Origin of the sequence: Paenibacillus radicis (ex Xue et al. 2023) (genome assembly GCF_024722015.1) — a bacterium.
GTDB lineage: Bacteria > Bacillota > Bacilli > Paenibacillales > NBRC-103111 > Paenibacillus_S.
The window spans coordinates 157,667-175,186 of record NZ_JANQBD010000020.1; the positions used below are offsets into that span (position 1 = coordinate 157,667).

At 37.8% G+C, this 17,520-nt stretch carries 22 protein-coding genes; 15 read left to right on the top strand and 7 right to left on the bottom strand.

Features of this window, described 5'->3' with window-relative positions:
* Nucleotides 1–23: 23 nt before the first annotated feature.
* Together NV381_RS25560 and NV381_RS25565 are read left to right on the top strand one after the other, a co-directional pair.
* Nucleotides 24–1,466, top strand: a complete 1,443-nt coding sequence (locus NV381_RS25560) for an MDR family MFS transporter (RefSeq protein WP_258216125.1) — start codon at nt 24–26, stop codon at nt 1,464–1,466.
* A 95-nt stretch (nt 1,467–1,561) separates the two neighbouring features.
* The gene (locus NV381_RS25565; protein WP_258216126.1) at nt 1,562–1,882 is read left to right on the top strand and encodes a lipoprotein; all 321 of its coding nucleotides are present in this window, start codon (nt 1,562–1,564) and stop codon (nt 1,880–1,882) included.
* Nucleotides 1,883–1,970: 88 nt separating this feature from the next.
* Here NV381_RS25565 and NV381_RS25570 read toward each other — a convergent pair whose 3' ends face one another.
* Nucleotides 1,971–2,288, bottom strand: a complete 318-nt coding sequence (locus NV381_RS25570; protein WP_258216127.1) for a MazG-like family protein — start codon at nt 2,286–2,288, stop codon at nt 1,971–1,973.
* A gap of 95 nt (nt 2,289–2,383) precedes the next feature.
* Between NV381_RS25570 and NV381_RS25575 the strand changes: the two genes are divergently transcribed.
* The 3 genes from NV381_RS25575 (at nt 2,384) to NV381_RS25585 (ending at nt 4,764) form a co-directional block, all read left to right on the top strand.
* Complete coding sequence (locus NV381_RS25575) at nt 2,384–2,962, top strand: TIGR00730 family Rossman fold protein (RefSeq protein WP_258216128.1); 579 nt, start codon at nt 2,384–2,386, stop codon at nt 2,960–2,962.
* A 159-nt stretch (nt 2,963–3,121) separates the two neighbouring features.
* The gene (locus tag NV381_RS25580; RefSeq protein WP_258216129.1) at nt 3,122–3,868 is read left to right on the top strand and encodes a class I SAM-dependent methyltransferase; all 747 of its coding nucleotides are present in this window, start codon (nt 3,122–3,124) and stop codon (nt 3,866–3,868) included.
* A gap of 209 nt (nt 3,869–4,077) precedes the next feature.
* Complete coding sequence (locus NV381_RS25585) at nt 4,078–4,764, top strand: DUF7002 family protein (RefSeq protein WP_258216130.1); 687 nt, start codon at nt 4,078–4,080, stop codon at nt 4,762–4,764.
* A 375-nt stretch (nt 4,765–5,139) separates the two neighbouring features.
* Here NV381_RS25585 and NV381_RS25590 read toward each other — a convergent pair whose 3' ends face one another.
* From NV381_RS25590 to NV381_RS25600, 3 genes are all read right to left on the bottom strand, one after another.
* Nucleotides 5,140–5,523: a GyrI-like domain-containing protein gene (locus NV381_RS25590; RefSeq protein WP_258216131.1), complete on the bottom strand. Its 384-nt coding sequence runs from the start codon at nt 5,521–5,523 to the stop codon at nt 5,140–5,142.
* A gap of 63 nt (nt 5,524–5,586) precedes the next feature.
* Nucleotides 5,587–6,498: a helix-turn-helix transcriptional regulator gene (locus NV381_RS25595; protein ID WP_258216132.1), complete on the bottom strand. Its 912-nt coding sequence runs from the start codon at nt 6,496–6,498 to the stop codon at nt 5,587–5,589.
* A gap of 310 nt (nt 6,499–6,808) precedes the next feature.
* Nucleotides 6,809–6,964, bottom strand: coding sequence for a hypothetical protein (locus NV381_RS25600; protein ID WP_258216133.1), 156 nt, complete (start codon nt 6,962–6,964; stop codon nt 6,809–6,811).
* Between the two features lie 172 nt (nt 6,965–7,136).
* Here NV381_RS25600 and NV381_RS25605 point away from each other — a divergent pair, with 172 nt between their 5' ends.
* From NV381_RS25605 to NV381_RS25615, 3 genes are all read left to right on the top strand, one after another.
* Nucleotides 7,137–7,358, top strand: a complete 222-nt coding sequence (locus tag NV381_RS25605; RefSeq protein WP_258216134.1) for a helix-turn-helix domain-containing protein — start codon at nt 7,137–7,139, stop codon at nt 7,356–7,358.
* A 76-nt stretch (nt 7,359–7,434) separates the two neighbouring features.
* Complete coding sequence (locus NV381_RS25610) at nt 7,435–7,638, top strand: hypothetical protein (RefSeq protein WP_258216135.1); 204 nt, start codon at nt 7,435–7,437, stop codon at nt 7,636–7,638.
* Nucleotides 7,639–7,887: 249 nt separating this feature from the next.
* Complete coding sequence (locus NV381_RS25615; RefSeq protein ID WP_258216136.1) at nt 7,888–8,415, top strand: 3D domain-containing protein; 528 nt, start codon at nt 7,888–7,890, stop codon at nt 8,413–8,415.
* Between the two features lie 959 nt (nt 8,416–9,374).
* Here NV381_RS25615 and NV381_RS25620 read toward each other — a convergent pair.
* Complete coding sequence (locus NV381_RS25620; RefSeq protein ID WP_258216137.1) at nt 9,375–9,800, bottom strand: universal stress protein; 426 nt, start codon at nt 9,798–9,800, stop codon at nt 9,375–9,377.
* A gap of 252 nt (nt 9,801–10,052) precedes the next feature.
* On the opposite strand from NV381_RS25620, the gene NV381_RS25625 reads away from it, so the two are divergent.
* The 5 genes from NV381_RS25625 (at nt 10,053) to NV381_RS25645 (ending at nt 14,335) form a co-directional block, all read left to right on the top strand.
* Nucleotides 10,053–10,784 carry a YheC/YheD family protein gene (locus NV381_RS25625; RefSeq protein WP_258216138.1) on the top strand — a complete coding sequence of 244 codons (732 nt, stop codon included), beginning with the start codon at nt 10,053–10,055 and terminating at the stop codon, nt 10,782–10,784.
* A 435-nt stretch (nt 10,785–11,219) separates the two neighbouring features.
* Nucleotides 11,220–11,699: a DUF6530 family protein gene (locus NV381_RS25630; RefSeq protein WP_258216139.1), complete on the top strand. Its 480-nt coding sequence runs from the start codon at nt 11,220–11,222 to the stop codon at nt 11,697–11,699.
* 23 nt (nt 11,700–11,722) lie between these two features.
* Nucleotides 11,723–12,844: an AAA family ATPase gene (locus NV381_RS25635; protein WP_258216140.1), complete on the top strand. Its 1,122-nt coding sequence runs from the start codon at nt 11,723–11,725 to the stop codon at nt 12,842–12,844.
* A 128-nt stretch (nt 12,845–12,972) separates the two neighbouring features.
* Nucleotides 12,973–13,932: a vWA domain-containing protein gene (locus tag NV381_RS25640; protein ID WP_258216141.1), complete on the top strand. Its 960-nt coding sequence runs from the start codon at nt 12,973–12,975 to the stop codon at nt 13,930–13,932.
* Between the two features lie 40 nt (nt 13,933–13,972).
* Nucleotides 13,973–14,335 (top strand): GIY-YIG nuclease family protein, encoded by a 363-nt coding sequence (locus NV381_RS25645; RefSeq protein WP_258216142.1) that lies wholly within the window; start codon nt 13,973–13,975, stop codon nt 14,333–14,335.
* 150 nt (nt 14,336–14,485) lie between these two features.
* Here NV381_RS25645 and NV381_RS25650 read toward each other — a convergent pair whose 3' ends face one another.
* Both NV381_RS25650 and NV381_RS25655 read right to left on the bottom strand, forming a co-directional pair.
* Nucleotides 14,486–15,688: an MFS transporter gene (locus NV381_RS25650; protein ID WP_258216143.1), complete on the bottom strand. Its 1,203-nt coding sequence runs from the start codon at nt 15,686–15,688 to the stop codon at nt 14,486–14,488.
* Nucleotides 15,689–15,779: 91 nt separating this feature from the next.
* Complete coding sequence (locus NV381_RS25655) at nt 15,780–15,926, bottom strand: TetR/AcrR family transcriptional regulator (protein ID WP_258216144.1); 147 nt, start codon at nt 15,924–15,926, stop codon at nt 15,780–15,782.
* 449 nt (nt 15,927–16,375) lie between these two features.
* On the opposite strand from NV381_RS25655, the gene NV381_RS25665 reads away from it, so the two are divergent.
* The gene (locus NV381_RS25665) at nt 16,376–16,954 is read left to right on the top strand and encodes a hypothetical protein (protein WP_258216145.1); all 579 of its coding nucleotides are present in this window, start codon (nt 16,376–16,378) and stop codon (nt 16,952–16,954) included.
* 451 nt (nt 16,955–17,405) lie between these two features.
* Nucleotides 17,406–17,520 (top strand): transposase (locus NV381_RS25670; protein WP_258212789.1); only part of this gene is annotated, 115 nt, incomplete at its 3' end.

A 17,520-nucleotide genomic window follows, 5' to 3' on the forward strand; every position in this document is an offset into this window, starting at 1 on the left:
GCGATGGGAAGGTTGAGGAAATAATGGCTAATAAGGCAGCAAGAAATTCATCATTTTGGTTCATTATTTTATCTATTTTTTTCGGGAATTTTATGTCCATTCTTAGTTCCACAACGATCAATGTTGCATTTCCGGTATTTATGAAAGATTTTCATGCAGAGTTAGGTGCGGTTCAATGGATGATTACCGGATTCTTACTGGCTACTGGAGTCGTTGCTCCAGTTGTCGGTTATTTTGGTGACCGTTGGAGCTATAAACGATTGTATATATGTTCCCTATCGGGGTTTACGCTATTCTCCGGTTTATGTACGATCGCGTGGAATATCGAATCGCTTGTATGGTTTCGGATACTGCAAGGGGTATTCAGCGGCTTAATTATACCGACAACGATGACGATGATCTATCAATTTATTGAAAAGGACAGACAGGCTTTCGCGATGAGCTTATGGAGTTTATCCTCCATGCTGGCTCCGGCTTTTGGACCGACATTGGGAGGTTGGCTCACCGAATACTTGGGTTGGAGATCGTTGTTTCTCCTTAACCTGCCGATTGGGATCACAGCTGTTGTCGTTGCGTTCAAATGCCTTCCTTATCAGCGCTCAAGCCACTCGAAAACATTCGATTTACCCGGTTTTATAACAGTTCTAATCAGCAGCTCTTTCATTATTTTGGCGTTTAGCGAAGGGAACGGTTGGGGTTGGACCTCATGGAAAACACTCACTTTTCTCATTGTTGGGTCAGCGACATTGGTATATTTTATTCGTAGAGAGCTTTCCTTGAAGGAACCGCTGCTGAACTTGAGTGTTTTTAAAATAAATCGCTTTACATACAGCTTGATAATCAATTGTATTATAACCGTTTCTTTATATTCAGGTACTTTTTTAATCCCGGTTTTCCTGCAGGATATCCAGCAATCGACGGCTCTGAACACGGCATTGGTGTTGTTGCCCGGTTCCTTGATTATGGCTTTCTTATCTCCGATTGTTGGAAAGCTATATGCGAAAACAGGCCCTTTCTGGCTGATTCTTGGCGGTATCGCACTGCTGATCATATCGACCTGGGAGTTGAGTCATATTTCGCTGCAGGCTACACATCTGTATGTCGCGGTTTGGATGACGATTCGTTACATGGGAATTGCCTTGGCATTTATGCCCGTTATGAACGCAGGAATGTCCTCGATTCCCAAAGAGAAATCCGGACACGCATCTTCTGTAACCAACTGGGTACGTCAAGCAACGGGTGCATTGTCTATCGGGATATTCAGTTCTTTGCTCGCTGCCAGGTCTTTGATTCACCAGAAGGAGCTGATTGGAGGAGGGGAAGCAAGCGCCCAATTCGTGAAAGAGCAAGGCATGACCTTGGGTGTGCAGGATGTTTTTATGACGGCTACGATCATTTGTGTGCTTGCTGTACCCTTGACCTTTTTACTAAAAGAAAGGCGTAAGTCAGCACATCCATCGAGCTAGTGAGACTAACAATCGGTCAAACGAATGAAACAATTTCTCCCTAATTCATGTCTTTTATATAAGACTGCTTATTGAAATCGAAAGGGGGACAAATTGTGAAGAAGATATTACTCACTTTGCTGTCCGTACTATTTCTTTCTTCTTGTCAAAATCAATTCAATTCAGAGAGTTGGTTAGATGATCCCGAGAAACGAAATAGTATGGTATATGATTTGTTAAATAAACACGAACTTATAGGGAAATCGGATAAGGAAATTATTAGCTTATTAGGGGAGCCAGAACAGAAGTTGGAAGAACCTGCTCTCCAGTATGTTTACTACTTAGGGAGAGCGGGGTTAGGGGTAGATGACAGCTTACTTATTCTGCAATTCGATCAAAATGGGAAACTGGAGAGCCACAAAATAAGCCATAGCTAGTAACTCTCATGTGGGAACGCTATTCTAACGTGAAGAACCTATTTTTGTATACTGTTTAAAACGAAATCTGACTTGACGAAATCATTTTCTATAAGTTGAATCGTTTAAGCAGCTTTTGTTTATGTGCGGTAAAAGCCTCTTCTAGAGATATATCGTACAAATCTGCCAGTAATGAAATATTGCCTAGAACATCTCCAATTTCCTCAATTAAGTCTTGCCTTAGTTGATCTTTGGATTGAATGGATTCATCCGGGCGATCTCTACCGATTTCATAAGATCGGACTGCTCGTGCAACCTCACCTGTTTCTTCCATAAGAAATCCAACTCTTATAAAAGGACTGTAGCTGGCCCAGCCTCTTTCTCCATAAAAATGTTTAATCCATGTTTGGACATCATTAATTTCCATTTTATAGCACTCCTTGATCTTTAAGATGATTTATATTTCAACATATAGTATATTATACAATGAAAGATAACTATATATAGTCCGGAGATGAAAATGTGAAATCAATATGTGTTTTTGCAGGATCGAATTTAGGAGAGCATCCCGAATATCAAATTAAAGCTGCTGAGCTGGGTACTTACATGGCCCAAAATAATTATCGATTAATTTACGGTGGATCTAAAATCGGATTAATGGGTGAAATCGCTAATGCCGTCATGAACGGCGGAGGTCAAGTTATCGGGGTGATGCCTAAAGGATTGTTCAAGGGCGAGGTGGTACATAGAGAGCTGACTCAGTTAATAGAAGTAGAAAATATGCATGAGCGCAAAGCTACAATGGGGCAGCTGGCTGATGGGTTTATTGCTTTACCGGGCGGTTTTGGGACTTATGAAGAGCTTTTCGAGGTCCTGTGCTGGTCACAAATAGGTATACATAAAAAACCGGTAGGCATTCTTAATATCCGAAATTATTTTGATCCCTTAATGAATCTGATTAAATACAGCATAAATGAAGGCTTCTCCAATTCCTCACATCTCAGTCTGATAAACGTTTCCAATGAACCTATGGAGCTTTTAAATCAAATGGAAAACTATATTCCGCAAACGTTAGAACAAAAGTGGAAACAGCTCAGCTAGTTAAAGGGATATATAGTGGAATAGGGTGACGTCGATGAAAAAAATAATGCTGGGCATGATTACTGGGGTTTTGCTTTCCACTGATAATGAGAGTGAATTACAGACTACATATAGAAGAGACAAGTTACGGGTATAATTGTGACAGGAGATGCATAACTGATGAAACAAAATAAATATGATGATTCCAATTTCTTTTCAGCTTACAAGCAAATGCCGCGTTCAATCCAAGGACTTGAAGGTGCTGGAGAATGGCATGTGTTCAAATCTTTACTACCGGAATTACGGAATAAAAGTGTGCTTGATTTAGGCTGCGGCTTTGGTTGGCATTGTCGATTCGCTCGTGAGCAACAAGCAAGTTCAGTAGTAGGTGTCGATATTTCAGAGAAAATGCTTCAAATGGCTCGTGAACAAACAGATGATTCTGCAATTTCATATATACAAATGCCGATTGAAGATATCGATTTCTCAATTTCACAATTTGATATCGTTATCAGTTCATTGGCTTTCCACTATATCGAATCATTTGAACTGATTTGCAAAAAAGTACATCATTGTCTGAAGCCAGGAGGTACTTTCGTCTTTTCAGTTGAACATCCTATATTTACTTCTCGAAATGAACAAGATTGGTATCTTGATGATCAAGGAAACCGTCTGCATTGGCCCGTGGACAACTATCAAGCGGAGGGAATGCGGAAAACATCATTTTTAACAGACAATGTAATTAAATATCATCGTACAATCTCAACCTATATCAATGACTTAATTGGAGCCGGGTTTGCAATAAACGCCATTAAGGAACCTATGCCATCCGAAGAAATGCTGAAGAACAATTCATTGATGGAAGACGAAAATCGAAGACCCATGTTCTTGATTATATCAGCAGAAAAAGTAAGTGCTGCCAACTGACAGAAATTTTAGCATTTACAATAATGCAAAAAAGCAGTCCAAAACGTTTTTCCAGTTTTGGACTGCTTTTTTTAGTTAATTTTTACTGCCCATGAACCGCTCCTCTTTCATATTGTGATGAAATCATACACGTCGGTAATGATTTTGTTTGAAATGGAGCTTTTTTTGAAATCCTACTAAAATCAAAATAGACGCGAGGGTGTGAGGTCATGAGTAATGCTGAAGCCATTATAGCTGCAATAACGAAAGCAAAAGGCAGAAGGTCCCTTTACCATTTTACTAGAGCAAAGAATTTACCGGCTATTGCACATTTCAATGCTTTGTTATCCAGTTATAACTTGCATCCCCACTTTGCAGGAGTTCGACGAACAGGGGCCAAGGAAGTGGACTATAATAATTATTTGATTACAATCAATGCTCACCTAAAAATTCCTGACAGTATGATAGCACCCGGAGTAACACAGGAACAATTTCGAGCTTGTCTCGATATGCATGTTTTTTTGTGGCCAACCTTAAGGGATTGCCGAAAAATGGTGGATACTTATGCTCGAAGAGAGACGGATGAAGCGTTTGCTGTTCTAGAATTAGATGCATTTTCCTTATTATTGGAGCATTATTCAGCAGGTAAGTTATCCAAGTACGACTCGGGAAGCTCGCCGCGTTTTCCAACTCATTGTTCCTACAAGAAAAGTCCGGCTATTTTTCTACCGCTAAGTGGCTTCAAGAGTATAATAAATAACACGGTGCCGGTAAAAGCTTCCGAAATAAAGGAGGTTTTGATAGAAAATCAGGTTAACAACGTCTCAAAGTATTTACGAGCTTTATATGTCAATAACTCTAAAGATACGCCTGAATGCTGGAGTGCTCTGTTGAAGCCTATGGACGAATTAATTTAATGGCCCTACTTTTCAAACTTTTTAAGAATGGACCGTAGCCCGAATATGGTTGCAAGCGCAACACAGCCAATAACAATCATCATGATTGGCAACATTAGAAAATCTGTCATAGGCTACCCTCTTCCTCCTGCTTTTTTAATAGAGTAGCAGAAAGAAGATAAAAAGGTGCTCGAATACAGTTGTCGTTACTTGACTACTTTTAGGATGTTTAAACTACGACAGCATAATTAACTAACTGTTAAGTAAATTCCATTTTTGCTCAAAGTCGTTGAGGTAGCCTTCGGTATTGCGATTAATTCACGCAATCGATAATTTGTTATTAAAGACAGAAAAAGATCCACAACAAAGGGTTGTGGATCTTTTTCCTATTCTTGATTAGATGGATAGAAATATTTTTATACTTCCATCTTTAGAATAGAATTCAAAATCAGTTGTATAGGCTCTTCTAATATCACTTTTCCAAATATTCACCCAAGCATGAAAGACGCCCTGTGGGTCGGTATTATCCACCTCTACAACATGGTAGTTTCCTGCTAGAATGAGGACGCTGCTTTCATCGATATATTTCTCTTCAGAACCAATATGCAAATCATAATCACCTGTAAAATCACTTGAATAATTATTATAAACAGCATAGATATCACCTTTTACATTTAAACGAAGAAATTCTTCCCACAGACTAAGTATTTTGTCTGTATTTTGATTATTGGTTCTTATTTTTTTGCCATAAATAAGCTTTTCAGTTACTGCTGCGTGCATGTATATTTCCTCCTACTAGTTTTAATATAGAAAATATAACATTCATATTATGACAACAGTCTGTCAGCTTTCATAAATAAATTTAATTTCATTCCTATATTCATGTTTAAGCCATAGTGGAGATAATATCTTTACATGCCTGCCAAACATGAGTAGAAATGGCAATACATTTTTAGCACTGTCATAATGAAAGGCTACTTTTATACTCCCATCTTCAAGGATTGATATTTCATCTTCCGTAAAAAAATCGTATAACTTACCAAGTTCACTTTTGGAAAACAGCAATATAATCTCCTCAACTTTAACGGACTTAGGAGTTAAGTACTCATTTTCCACCGTATAAACATTTCGAGTATTGTCAAGTATGACCTCCATACTTCTTATCCTAGTCAATTTAAATAATCTTAAAGCTTTTTTGGATTCACAAAAGGCTTCCAAATACCAACTCCCATTCATAAAATTTAATTTTAAAGGTTGAATGATTCTACTCGAAATATTGGCTGTTTGTGACACATACTGAATACAAATTTTATACCCCTCATCAATGACAGAGAGTACTTTTTTTATCTTCAATTTGGTTTCTTCTTCTATCGATTCTCGGTGTAATGTAGATGATGTTATTGTAATATTAGAATGAAATTCTTCCTTATTTTCTTTCAAAAGCTCTATTTTTCTTTGTAACACGGATAATTGATTGTTATCAAATAACTCACTTTTTAATGTTAAACCTTCTAATAAAAATTTCTTTTCCTCTTCGTTAAATGTAAATTTATCTAGTTGATAGTTATCTATTAATGTGAAACCACCATTTTTTCCTAGATAAGAAATAATAGGGATTCCGATTGCTGATAGAGCATCCATATCTCTATAGATCGTTCTTTTACTTACTTCAAATTCATTGGCTAGTTCATCGGCAGAAACTAATTTTTTCTTCAATAAATAGATAAGTATGGAGAACATTCTCGCTGTTTTCATGGCATCCTCCTTGTCTGATCAAATTACCATATTGCCAAATTAATTAATACATTTTCTTTTTTAAAACTACGACAGCGAACACCGTGCCACTGAATACTTCTCGTAAAACATAAAGCGTTTCATTCCCTTTTTCAGGCTGAACGCCATCCATCGATAAGATAATGCCCCCATTTTGTTCCGTTGTCCCAGCAAGAACTTTGTTGACATGAAGAGGATTTATGAAGACCTTACACTATCGATCCGTACATTTATGCAAAAGAGCAGGCTTCCATGATGTTGGAGGCTTGCTCTTCTTGTATTTAACCGTATGTTAATATTTTATTTCAACTACATCATCATTTACATCTTCATAGCTAATTTGCTTCGTATCTTCAACCATAAATCCAGTTCGCTCATGAGCAGCTGTATCTTCATAAACCGTTTCTGGATTTCCGTCCGTTTCTATATTGATTTTTTCTTTCGGCATTGATTCGTATCCCTCCTTATAGTCTAAAGATAATTTTTCCAAAACGATAAGATTTATACATTGATATTGACAGCTATACTCTATTAAATTAACTACCTATCATTGACTTTACTAATGTAAATGTGCTAGAGTCGAAATATGGGATTTATTGGTAGTTGATTGGGGTGAAAATATGATAAGTTACAATCCACTTTTGAAGGTGATAGAGCAGGACGGAGTAACTTTTAAAGAGTTAATCGAATCTCATGGCTTTTCTTCACGCACTCTTGCTAAAATCCGCAAAGGTGAATCTGTCACTTTAGAAACCATTGAAAGACTCTGCTTCATTCTTAAAATTCCAATTCAAAACGTTGTGGAAATATTAGATGAAAATGGTGAGAAGTTTAAAAGATAATAAATTTCAGATTGAGAGGGATTTGGCGAAAAAGCATGGATGAACACGTGTAAGTAATAGGGGAGGATAACATTTAATGACAAAAGAACATGCTATTGATCGTTCAAAGATGCTTTCAAGAGAAAATCAAAAATCATACTTTGTTGTTCATTCATCTGAAACGAATAACGATGTTTTTAACAATAAGGGTTATCAAGTTGTCGACCAAGAGGAGCTAGATAAACAATTGGCTTTAGGAGCTATAAGCAAAGATAAAATAATTTTTAGTATAGAAGTTTAACATTTAAAAATTAGCCAAATTTTAACTTCGAAGCAAGACCCCACTTTGTGGGGATTTTTTTGTGTAACCCATAATAAATCTTAACAATGGATGTCTATTTTTGATGGTTGAAATTTGGATGATATTGGATAATTTGTGCTTGAGCGAGGTAAAATGGGTACATTTTCTAATGAAATTGCGGCAGCTTTATGTTTATAATCATCAAATGCACTATAAAATATCAAAATCACAACAAAGATTGGAGATGCTATGATTTCATTTAAGAAGCGTTCTTTTGTCATAATTATTTTGAGCAGCACATTGTTCTTCACTAGTGCGTCTCAAGCAAGAGAAGCGAAAATAGACACCTTAAACCCATATACCGTCGCTCAGTCGGACATGCCGGCAAATATCATTGAGAATAATGAGACTGTTGAAGTAGTCAATGCTCCCCAGAGTATTACATTGGAAGAAGAACAAAAGGTCGATGAGAATAATTATGAGACCTATTCAGTAACAGCCTTTACATCAGGATATGAAAGTACGCAAAAGAAGAAAGGTCAGAAAGGTTACGGCGTTACAGCCAGTGGAAATCAAGTTCAAGAAGGAATAACAGCAGCTTGTCCTAAATCCATGTCATTTGGAACCGAAATTTATATCAAAGAATTGGATCATACATATATTTGTCATGATCGTGGGAGTCGAATTACAGAAGGCCACCTTGATATTTATTTTGATGATTTAAAAGAAGCAAGACAATTCGGAAGACAAAAATTAAGTGTTGCAGTAATAGATTAAGAAAGCAATAACCTGCGGCCCATAGGATTAACGAAGTAACCGCCTTGATTTCCCGAAAAACTTGACCCATTTTCTCTCTTGGTCATCTCTATAGAAACGTATTCCAATTAATTTAAGCGGTGTCCAGATCTCTTTAAATTCATAATACGGCATTTTTAAATCCACTCCTGCTACTGCCACTCTGTTTTTTATATGTTATTTTAGCATGGCAGTTTTATATACAAAATCCCCTAAACGGGGGATATAGTTCCAATAATAATTACATTCCCTTAGAAAAGAACAAATAAAAAAGAAAGCTCCTAAAAGGGCTTTCGAAATTTAGCACTATTTGGTGTTCGAAGTTGCTTTTTAGCTACAAGGGCAATGCCTGTAATAGAAATGATAATTAGTAAACATCCTTCAAATACAGATATTTGACCATCATTAGTCCACATTAGAGTAAGAAAAAATAAAATCCACATATTCACATAGATGTATTCATAAAGTAAGCGCGGCACTTCAACATCCCTCCTCTATATATAATAATGCATAAATGAAGGAATGTGTTAATTAAGAGTAGAAATTTGTTGGATTATGATGAATGAGGTTTAATTTTCTATTAAATGGGACATATAGCCTGAATTAATTACGATGATTATTGATATAATCCCAAATTTCGCCTGATATTAAAGAAACAACGAATAATTCAGTAGAAGTAATAAAAGTATTGAAGTTCAAGCCATTCCTATGGAGGAAATAAACAACTAATAAAGATAAACACATAGTTGTTAAGATAACTACTTTCTTCATTGATTTCATCCTCACTTGTTCTGTTTTATAAGCATTGTTGGAGAGGTACAGGATACCATTAAATGATGGCGAAAGGCAAATTTCATAGTAAGCTTAAGATGCTGGCTCGGCGAAACATTTTGGAGCATAATTAAAAAAACATCCGCTCGGGATGTCAGAGTATGATTGTATTATTTTATCACAAGCACAGGAATCTTAGAATGTTGGACTAAATTATGGCTTACACTCCCCAAGAAAAATTCCTTAACATCAGATAGCCCTCTATTTCCTACAATTACCAGATCAGCTGATATATCATAAGCATAATTCAAAATAGTTGTAACTGGATTACCTATAAGTAGTGTCGCTTTTGCATTTGGAATAGGTGACAGTTCGTCGTTCAGCTTGTCTATTATTACTTGCGTATGCTCCAAATAGTCCTTTTCATAATCATCAGAAGGTGTAAATATTGCTTCTCCAAGTATAGCAGCACGGTTATGTAGAGAGTGAACAACTTCAAGTTTTGCATCATTAATTTTAGCAATTTCGATTGCTTTTTCAAGTGCCTTTTTCGAAGAATTGGAACCGTCATAGGCTAACACAATGTTTGAAAACATAATCAACATCCTTCCAGTTCTAATTAGATCTACATTAATTATAACGCTATACAAAAATTAAACAAATACTTGAATGTAACCAAGCATGATCAAGCTCAATCGGATATTGGGCATGTCATGCTTTTTTGAAAATAGTTCGAGGTGGCTTCAACCGGAATTTGTGAAATTAGTTTTCAAAACCAACTCTAGCCTGTACCTGACACTTACTTGTGCACATATATTAATCTGGTGAAGATGCAGGAGGTTGATGATGTGAAAAAGGTTAAGTACAAAATGGGTAAATTAGGGAAACATAATTTCATGAAAAAATTTGATGCCATAAACGCATACTTGCCTGATACTCGATTAGCCACTAAATCCAATATAAAAACAATGATAAGTTTATACGAATCGCTTTACTTAAAACCTGATGAGGGTACAGGGGGCCATGGGATATATAAACTAACCAAAACCAATAACGGCTATTCGTTAAGAAGCGGGACCACCTCGAAATCTTTCAGTTCAATTGGCGCTTTATATGACTCACATCAACTACTATTCACTAAAAATAAGTATATTGTTCAGGAAGGTATTGATTTGTTAAAACATAACAAACGAGCATTTGATATTAGAGTTATGGTACAAAAGAACAGAAATAAAGAATTGGTTCCGACAGGAATTATTGGAAGGTTAGCGAAACCTAAAAAGATAGTAACTAACTATCATTCAGGAGGCACTCCTTTGCCTATAGAAACATTACTCAAATCACATCTTAAAAGCGACTCCAGAAAACAATATATTCAAAAAATTGTAACATTAGGGATAGTAGCGAGCAAAGTCCTTGGTAAAAGTTATAAAAGTAAACGTGCTTTCGGTGTTGATATAGCAATTGACTCTAAGATGAAGCCATGGATTCTGGAAATTAACACTCAACCTGATATGAGTATTTTTAACACTTTGAAGGATAAGACAATGTATAGGAGGATTTTAAGATACTCCAAATAGAAGGATTAGCAACAGGGACCAGAAATCGGGGAGAACATTTTTAAAGGGACTAAGATTTTTGAACCATTACTAAAAAGATTCCTAGTATGTGCGGATCGGTGCAACCTGCCCCGGTCTATTTTTATTTCTCTGACTAACCATTTTAGCGATGGCAAATCACATGTGTTCCATGCAGGTAGTAATTGAAACAATGTTAATTTGGCACACTACACAGTTTTCTATACAGGCTTATTTGGAGCGGTATTATGGATGTTTTTTTATAAGTTAATAGTGGGTGGACAGAATATACCTATTCGTAAAGGCAACTTTTGGTCAATTAACTGCATTGACAGATGACGAAATGCAGACTAAGATAAGTTATATATTTAGTAAATTACTAATTTAGTAAATTAGTAAAACGAATTAGCAAAATTTAAAATGGAGAGTGTGGAAAAAATGAAAATCCCAACAACTTTAAAACATAAACCAGTAGTCGTATCGGAAAATTATGAGCAGGTTGACGGCCGTTACGCCCGAAACACAGATGCAAAAGGATTATCCCTGGGATTGGCCCAGTGGAACGATAGAGGGAAGGTCGATATCTCAGCCAAAGTGTGGAGGTATACAGGGGAGAAGTGGTCAAGGCAGTCAGAGGAATTGCCTATGCACCGTGTTCTTGACCTTGCCATATTGATTTGCAGGAGCAACTTGTTTTTTCAGGATGCCTATCGTTTCCCGAAAATGTATGACCCTGATAACACTACGATCGACCGCATTGGGCTGCAAGGCGATGCTATGAGTGTAGCCGTCTGCACAGAAAATCCCATGATTGATAATGATATTAAGCTGTTCGCTCAGGCTCTTAGTGAGGATGGCGAAATGATTGGAGAACGACTTCGTGTATTATCCCAGCTATTAAAAGAAATGGGGTACTAAAATGTTGCAGGAGGAGAAATATTATGAACGACAACGGACAATACTATTTGTCCCCTACAAGACAACTGACAGATGTAGAAAAAGAACTTGTTTGGAAGAAGCCATTATCTCATAAGGTAAGCGAAGAAGAGCTGCGCATATGTAATGAAATAAAGCGCAACTGGAATCGCGGCGAAATGAAAATCGCCAATATTTTGTTAGAGGGTGACGCAGGTTCCGGTAAAACACAGCTTGCAAAAGCATTGTCATCCAATTTAGGGCTGCCTTATACGAAAGTGACCTGTTTTGCCGATATGGACAAATCAGATATTATTGGGGCTATTTTGCCGGTTATATCATCCGAACGAATAGAGAAGATGGAGCCCGCAGAGCAAGCCGTTCTGAAAGCATTATATGAAAGCGACGGTTTTCAAAGCACAACTGAAATATTAATGAACGTACTGGGAGTTACACAGGAACAGGCTGCCTTAAAGCTGAAGCAAGTACTGACAAGGATTGAGCAAAACACCGAGGATGAAGTGGTTGAGTATCGATTTTACCCATCCGAAATCGTTAGAGCCTATCAAAAAGGCTATCTTCTGGAAATTCAGGAACCAACCGTTATTCGTGATGCCGCGGTGCTAATGGCACTCAACTCTGCCTTAGAGCTGGACGGAAGCATTAACCTTCCCACAGAAATCATTCGCAGACACCCGGATTTCATCGCAGTCATCACAACAAATCGCAGCTATGCAGGAACCAGACCGTTAAACGAAGCGTTGCGTGACAGAGTTCAGCATACGGAAAAGATGGATCTGCCAACCAAAGAAATTATGATTGAAAGGGCAATTTCCAAAACCGGTTATAGGGATGAAAAGGTGTTGGATGTATTAGCTGATATCATTATTGTTTTGGATAGAACAGCCAGGGCGAATGCGATTAAAGGTGTGGCGGGTATGCGTTCATTTTTCTACTGGGCGGATGCGGTTGCAGGGGGTGCTTCGGTAAAAGAATCGCTTTATCATAAGGTCATCTACAAGATTACAACTGATTCCGAAGAAATCAAGCTATTGGAAGATGCACTAAAAAGCCAAGGTTTGTTAGAAGGGCTAGATAAAGTTGAGATTGAATTAAAAAAAAAAGAAAATTTGATGAAACAGAAATAAGAACTTGGGGAACTATTGACGACACTGATTTTGAGGACAACGACAAGGAAGAGGAACAGGGGATTGCGTTAAAAAAATCAGCGGATAGTGACGAAAGTACATCCGATGTTACTGATGATTCTACCGATATGGAAAGTTCAGATACGGGAGAGGATGGTCCCCCTAAATATCATCAGGCAAATCCTGAGCCAATGTCAGACGAAGCGAAACAAAAAGATCGGAATTTCCGTAAAAAGCTAAATCGCGACGCAAGGGAGATTGTGTCCGATTCTATTCATAATAAGATTAAGCTCATTGTTCACCGTCCGGATTATAGTATTGAATCCCCGCAGGAATATATCAGTCTAAGCAAGGAACTTATGCCTATCGTACGGGAGATTGCCAGGAAGACACTTCCACTATTGGAACATGAAATTTCATCCGAGTTTGCAAGGAATCAATATTATGGCAGTAAATTTCAGGCGGATAGTATTGCTTATCGGGATTTCAGGTACTTTGCCAAGAAACTTCCTCCAACAGAATCTCCCTCCCTTGTGGTCGGTCTAAGAGTGGATGAATCAGCATCCATGTCCGCTTTTGGGAGATTAGAAGCTGCCAAGCGTGCAGTGTTAGCCGTATATGAATTTTGTCAGATTTGCCATATTCCCATATTAATCTACGGAGATACAGCGGATGCTTCCAAGCTGGAGCAAATGTCGATTTATGCTTATACCGATTTTGATAAAACAGATTCCAACGATCGATTCCGACTTATGGGAATTCGAGCAAGAAGCAATAACCGTGATGGGATGGCTCTTAGAATTATGGCAGACCGATTAGCCGTTTCACCACAACAGACAAAATTGTTGATCAGTATAAGTGATGGACAACCGAAGGCCATGGAGGATTATACCGGAAATTATGCAATCAAAGATATGCAGCAGACCATAGCCGAATATGAACGGAAAGGAATTACCTTTCTTGCAGCGGCGATAGGTCAGGACAAAGATGTAATTAGTCATATTTATGGGAACGAGAGATTTTTGGATATTACAGATTTAAAAGAGCTACCAACGAAGTTGGTTCGGATTATAGCTCGGTATTTATAATTGTAGAAGTCAGTTATCGAACCCGAAAGGAGAGAAAGACATGGACAAGAACAAGCGCAGGGAGCTTCAGGAGGAATACAAGCAGCTTAAGACCTACATGGGTGCCATACAAATAACAAACAAAACCAACGGCAAAATTTATGTAGATAGCTACCCCAACTTGAAAAACAAATGGATGAACATACAGGGACAACTGGACATGGGCAGGTTTGCCAATTCCCAATTGCAAAAGGACTGGAAGGAACTGGGGGCTGAAGCTTTCACCTATGAGGTGCTGGAGGAGAAGGAAACCGAGGGAGTTACCGACGTGCGCTGGGAGATTAAGCAAATGGAAAAGCGGTGGCTGGAGAAATTGCAGCCATACGATGACAAAGGATATAATAGGGCACCAGTGATTAAATAGATAAAACACGGCGGTAAAAGACGGTATGCTCCAACAGACATGCATCCCGTCGACACGTTTCCATTGAAGAAGTAATTTAATTGATTGGATTTGAGGGACCTTTAGCTTTTACAGTATGGGTTTCTTTTTTTTATTTGAGTGTTCCTCACATTATTTCACCAAGCTGCCAGTTGATTGTTTTTCTTTCCACATCATCGTAATTACAAGACCAATAAACAAAATGACAGCAGCAAAGAGATACGGATAGTTAATGTCTACATCAAATAATATACCGCCTAACGCGGGCCCGACGATATTACCTAAGCTTGTGTATGTTGAGTTCATTCCAGCAATAAATCCTTGTTCTTTTTCGGCAGTTTTTGATAAATAGGTCGTTAATGCTGGTCGTAGCAAGTCAAATGCGAGAAAGATGAAGCATGTTATTAGCAAGATGGCTAAATAGCTAGAGATCATGGTGGATGCTATCGCTAATACTACACCAGCAATTAAGCATATCTGGATGAGTTTCTTTTCACCGAGTTTATCTACCATTTTACCAAACATAAAGATCTGAACTACAACCCCGAAGATTGCGCTTATTGTAATAATGGTAGCAATATCTCGTGGAGTAAAACCAAATCTATGATCAGAATACAGACTAAATACAGTTTCATATGCTGATAAACCAAAGGCCAGTACAAACACAATTATAAAGGCAATAATATATAGTGGATGAAATGATCGTTTGAGATCACTTACAAAGTTTGTATCTTTTTTAAGCTGAATCGTTTCTAAAAGCTGCTGTTTGGTTAGTGGCTCTGTTAAAACAAATAGGGATGAAATACATGTTATCAATGCGAAGCCAGCAGCAAAGTAGAATGGGGCACGCACACCCAGCTCAGCAATAAAACCTCCGATACCTGGGCCAATAATAAAACCGATACTAATGGCGGCAGAAATATAGCCCATCGCTTTTGGCCTTTCCTCTACTGAGGTAATATCTGCAACAAAGGCAGTAACGGCTGGCATAATAAATGCGCTACTAATGCCTCCTAGAAGTCTGGATAGATAAAGAACGGATACATGTGTACCTACACCAAAGATCAACTCGGATACGCTGAAGAGGAATAAGCCGATTATGATCATTTTTTTTCTGCCATAACAGTCAATCCATCGCCCTGCCAGGGGAGACATAAGTAATTGTGCGAATGCAAAGGCCGCTACAAGATAACCCATCGTTTGGCCTGATAAATGCATAATGTTCATAAAGGACGGCATAACAGGGACGATAAGTCCGACTCCCAGAAAAATAATGAATATATTACTTAATAGAATGAGTAAGACTGTTTTTTGTTCTTTCAATGGTTTCTTCATGAAGCAATACCTCTCTCTGTAAAATCATAGCTGTGAAATACCTCTCCAAAATACGGTCCATGAGGCTCTGTTGAAACAAATCAAAGATCATCTATCCCTTGAAATGAGCATAGAGAGACAGTTTTCTCATTCCGATATTCTCGGCAATTTGAGACTTAGATACTCCCTCATACCCACGAATTGCAAAAAAAAAATTTAAAGTGACGTCTTTAACCTCTTTATTTTTCAATAGAATCACCTCGATTTTAAAGAACGTCGGTCAATTATTTTATCAAATTTAATTTATTTATACAAATGTAAATCATGTTTACTTCAACATGCTCACAAACCAGTTAACCGGTTCCCTTGGACGGAAGAAGCTTTCACCAAAGCTAAAAAGAAAACAAAGCCATCTTCTTATTATCGGCTACTCTACCTGTTCATTGATGAGATGTTCGTGTGAATCATTAATTTCAAGTATGGATACTATCGGAAAAATATAGAAAATTTGTATTTCATGGGTTCCTAACATATATAAGGCAAGCTTTTGCAGGAAGGATATTCCATGAAATTATCGAATTTAATAAGGTGGACGGGACATTTTTTGTCGAATCCGCACGAATGGGTTGAGCCGAATGAGGGAAGTCTGACAGGCACGTTGCGGTGTGTGGAAAGAATGTAGAATATAGAGAAAGAAGAGGCTGAGCAATGAAACCGAAGTTAACCCAAACGCAATATTTGGTTAGAAAAAAAATCCTCTCTATTTTGGGATCAAAGTTTCACATTTACGACAATAGCGGCCAATTGGTTCTGTTCTCGCAGATGAAAGCCTTCAAGCTGAAGGAAGACATTCGGCTATACAGCGACGAAACTATGCAAGAAGAGTTGATTACCATTAAGGCACGCAGCGTTATTGATTTCTCGGCGACCTATGATGTGGTCGATACCGAAACTGGAGAAAGGCTCGGTTCCTTGCGCCGTAAAGGTATGAAGTCGATTCTCAAGGATGAGTGGATTATTCTAGATCCAAATGAATCGGAGGTTGGGCTTATCAAGGAAGACAGCATTCTGTTAGCGCTGCTCAGAAGGTTCCTGATCAACTTGATTCCACAAAAATTCAATGTGGAGATAAACTCCAAGACGATTACCGTCTTTGGACAGAATTTTAACCCGTTTGTCAGTAAGTTGAATGTAGATTTTTCGCTGGATACTGCCAATCAGTTAGACCGCCGTTTTGGTCTTGCGGCCGCCGTGCTGCTGCTTGCAATAGAGGGCAAACAGGAATAGGTATGCGGCTTTTCAAACAATTACGCAAGAATAAAATTAACTTACATTTATTGATCATGAAGTGATAAAAAAGAAGAGAGCTAGCTAAATATCACAACATCATTAAGTCATACTGATTATCTGAGAGTGTATTAAGGAACAGAAGTTGAAAAGGATGTACGGTTGTTTTTATTAAATCTTAATGTGGTCAACATCTATAGGATCGATCATGCAATGAAAAACAAAGCAGAATCTTTTCGTGAACAATCGAAGCTCGCTTGAAACAGTTTCCACCTTGGCACTATGCTAAGGTGGTTTCTAATTTTATGAATGATGTATTTAAAGAAAGACAACAGATGAGGCGCTGCTCGCTCTTAAAATATAAAATAGATCTAGAATAAAAAGTGGACACCTCATAAGAGAATGCAGATAATTAAATTACAAAGAGGAAGAGGTGTCCGGTGTGGGTGAGATGAGACAGAGGTTCAGTGATGAGTTTAAAGAAAAGACAGTAAAGTACATTCAAGAACAGACAAAGAGCGTTCCGCAGATTGCAGAAGAGTTAAACATCCCAGCAGGAACGTTAC

Excerpts from the sequence above, each read along its gene's own strand:
- NV381_RS25560 (WP_258216125.1), top strand. The coding sequence starts at position 24 with ATGGCTAATAAGGCAGCAAGAAATTCATCATTTTGGTTCATTATTTTA.
- NV381_RS25570 (WP_258216127.1), bottom strand. The coding sequence starts at position 2,288 with ATGGAAATTAATGATGTCCAAACATGGATTAAACATTTTTATGGAGAA.
- NV381_RS25580 (WP_258216129.1), top strand. The coding sequence starts at position 3,122 with ATGAAACAAAATAAATATGATGATTCCAATTTCTTTTCAGCTTACAAG.
- NV381_RS25585 (WP_258216130.1), top strand. The coding sequence starts at position 4,078 with ATGAGTAATGCTGAAGCCATTATAGCTGCAATAACGAAAGCAAAAGGC.
- NV381_RS25590 (WP_258216131.1), bottom strand. The coding sequence starts at position 5,523 with ATGCACGCAGCAGTAACTGAAAAGCTTATTTATGGCAAAAAAATAAGA.
- NV381_RS25595 (WP_258216132.1), bottom strand. The coding sequence starts at position 6,498 with ATGAAAACAGCGAGAATGTTCTCCATACTTATCTATTTATTGAAGAAA.
- NV381_RS25600 (WP_258216133.1), bottom strand. The coding sequence starts at position 6,964 with ATGCCGAAAGAAAAAATCAATATAGAAACGGACGGAAATCCAGAAACG.
- NV381_RS25605 (WP_258216134.1), top strand. The coding sequence starts at position 7,137 with ATGATAAGTTACAATCCACTTTTGAAGGTGATAGAGCAGGACGGAGTA.
- NV381_RS25610 (WP_258216135.1), top strand. The coding sequence starts at position 7,435 with ATGACAAAAGAACATGCTATTGATCGTTCAAAGATGCTTTCAAGAGAA.
- NV381_RS25615 (WP_258216136.1), top strand. The coding sequence starts at position 7,888 with ATGATTTCATTTAAGAAGCGTTCTTTTGTCATAATTATTTTGAGCAGC.
- NV381_RS25620 (WP_258216137.1), bottom strand. The coding sequence starts at position 9,800 with ATGTTTTCAAACATTGTGTTAGCCTATGACGGTTCCAATTCTTCGAAA.
- NV381_RS25630 (WP_258216139.1), top strand. The coding sequence starts at position 11,220 with ATGAAAATCCCAACAACTTTAAAACATAAACCAGTAGTCGTATCGGAA.
- NV381_RS25635 (WP_258216140.1), top strand. The coding sequence starts at position 11,723 with ATGAACGACAACGGACAATACTATTTGTCCCCTACAAGACAACTGACA.
- NV381_RS25640 (WP_258216141.1), top strand. The coding sequence starts at position 12,973 with ATGGAAAGTTCAGATACGGGAGAGGATGGTCCCCCTAAATATCATCAG.
- NV381_RS25645 (WP_258216142.1), top strand. The coding sequence starts at position 13,973 with ATGGACAAGAACAAGCGCAGGGAGCTTCAGGAGGAATACAAGCAGCTT.
- NV381_RS25650 (WP_258216143.1), bottom strand. The coding sequence starts at position 15,688 with ATGAAGAAACCATTGAAAGAACAAAAAACAGTCTTACTCATTCTATTA.
- NV381_RS25665 (WP_258216145.1), top strand. The coding sequence starts at position 16,376 with ATGAAACCGAAGTTAACCCAAACGCAATATTTGGTTAGAAAAAAAATC.